At 72.3% G+C, this 2,242-nt stretch carries 2 protein-coding genes; both read left to right on the top strand.

The window, feature by feature from the left end:
• Nucleotides 1–1,032: cystathionine gamma-synthase (locus Q7T15_RS03340; RefSeq protein WP_304693255.1), on the top strand; the 1,032-nt coding region annotated here is incomplete at its 5' end.
• A gap of 101 nt (nt 1,033–1,133) precedes the next feature.
• Nucleotides 1,134–2,165 carry a LacI family DNA-binding transcriptional regulator gene (locus tag Q7T15_RS03345; protein WP_304693257.1) on the top strand — a complete coding sequence of 344 codons (1,032 nt, stop codon included), beginning with the start codon at nt 1,134–1,136 and terminating at the stop codon, nt 2,163–2,165.
• Nucleotides 2,166–2,242: the final 77 nt, after the last annotated feature.

Below are 2,242 nucleotides of genomic sequence, written 5' to 3' on the forward strand. Positions count from 1 at the left end.
CTGCGCGGAGGCTACGAGTACGGCCGCGGCGGCAACCCGACGCGGGAGGCCTTGCAGAAGCAGCTCGCCTCGCTCGAGGGCGCGACCCACGCCTTCAGCTTCGCGTCGGGGCTCGCTGCCGAAGACGCGCTGCTGCGCGCCGTCCTGCGCCCCGGCGACCACGTGCTCATGGGCAACGACGTCTACGGCGGCACCCACCGGCTCGTGCGCCGCATCTTCGGCGACTGGAACATCGGGCTCACGACGATCGAGCTCGACGACCTGGAGGCCGTGCGCTCGGCCCTCGCCTCGACGGGCGCTCGGGTGCTGTGGCTCGAGACGCCGTCGAACCCGCTCATGAAGATCACCGACGTCGCCGCGCTCGCCGAGGTCGCGCACGCGGCCGGCGCGCTCGTCGTCGTCGACAACACCTTCGCGACCCCGTACCTCCAGCAGCCGCTCGCGCTCGGCGCCGACGTCGTCGTCCACTCGACGACGAAGTACCTCGGCGGGCACTCCGACGTCATCGGCGGCGCGGTCGTGCTCTCGGATGACGCGCTCGCCGAGAAGGTCGGCTTCCACCAGTTCGCCGCGGGCGCCGTCTCGGGCCCGCTCGACGCGTGGCTCACCACTCGCGGCATCAAGACGCTCGCCGTGCGCATGGATCGCCACTCGGCGTCGGCGCACGCGCTCGCATCGGCTCTCGAGGGGCATGCCGCGGTCACTCGCGTGTACTACCCCGGCCTGCCCTCGCACCCCGGGCACGACCTCGCCGCGCGCCAGATGCGGGGCTTCGGCGGGATGCTCTCGCTCGAGCTCGCGGGAGGCGCCGCGGCCGCGCGCGCTTTCGCCGAGGGGCTGCAGGTGTTCTCGCTCGCGGAGTCGCTCGGGGGAGTCGAATCTCTCGTCAACTACCCGAGCGAGATGACCCACGCCTCGGTGCGGGGCACGGCGCTCGAGGTGTCGGACGCGATCATCCGGCTCTCGGTGGGGCTCGAGGACGTCGAGGATCTGCTCGCCGACGTGCGGCAGTCGCTCGCGCGGCTGGGCTGACCGCCTCGATCACGCGACGTTCCCTCGTCGTCGGGCGGGCATCCGCGTGCATAATGGGCCTGCTGATGTGAACGTACACATCACCGGATCGGAAGGGTCTCGTGTCGAGTCCTGAGCAGGCGAGCGAGCCGGAGCGCGTGCGCGCCCCGAACATCCGCGACGTCGCCCGGGTCGCCGGGGTCTCGTACCAGACCGTCTCGCGGGCGCTCAACGACAGTCCGTCCATCCGGCCCGAGACGCTCGCGCGCGTGCAGGCCGCGATCGAGGAGCTCGGGTACCGGCCGAACCAGGCCGCGCGCGCGCTCGTCACGAGCCGATCGCGGACGATCGGGGTGCTCGCGGCGCAGACCGTCCACTACGGGCCGGCCACGAGCATCCAGGCCATCGAGACCGCCGCGCGCGAAGCCGGCTACCGCCTCTCGATCACCAACATCAGCTCGAGCGAGTACGCCTCGATCAAGGCCGGGCTCGACCACCTCATGGCGCAGTCGATCGAGGCGCTCATCGTCATCGCGCCGCAGGTGCGCGTGTTCGAGGCGCTCAACGACCTGCAGGTCGCGGTGCCGTTCGTCACGCTCGAGTCGACCGGGCTCAACACGGCGCACTCGCTGTGGGTCGACCAGATCCAGGGGGCGCGGCTCGCGACGCGGCACCTCATCGACCTCGGCCACACCGAGATCATGCACATCTCGGGGCCGCAGGACTGGATCGAGGCCGAGGCGCGGATGCAGGGGTTCCTGCGCGAGCTCGGTGACGCCGACCTGCGCACCCGCGCGCCCATCCTCGGCGACTGGACGGCGCACTTCGGCTACTACGCGGGGCTCGAGCTGCTGCGGTACCGCGACTTCACGGCCGTGTTCTGCGGCAACGACCAGATGGCGCTCGGCTTCATGCACGCGTGCCGCGAGTCGGGGCTATCGGTGCCCGGCGACATGTCGATCGTCGGGTTCGACGACATCCCCGAGGCGGCGCACTTCGCCCCGCCGCTCACGACGGTGCGGCAGAACTTCGCCGAGATCGGCCGGCGGGCGATCGAGCTCCTGCTCGGCGAGCTGCGCGGAGACACCGAGCTGAGCCACGCGCCCGTGCAGCCCGAGCTCATCGTGCGCCAGTCGACGGCGCGGCACGCGTAAGCGCGGCGCTCCGTGCCCGCCCCGGGCCGCGCGCGCTGCCGCACCGCCCGCGGCCCGCGCCATGCGCGGGCCGCGCG

The organism is Microcella sp. (assembly GCF_030645145.1).
Taxonomy (GTDB): Bacteria; Actinomycetota; Actinomycetes; order Actinomycetales; family Microbacteriaceae; genus Microcella.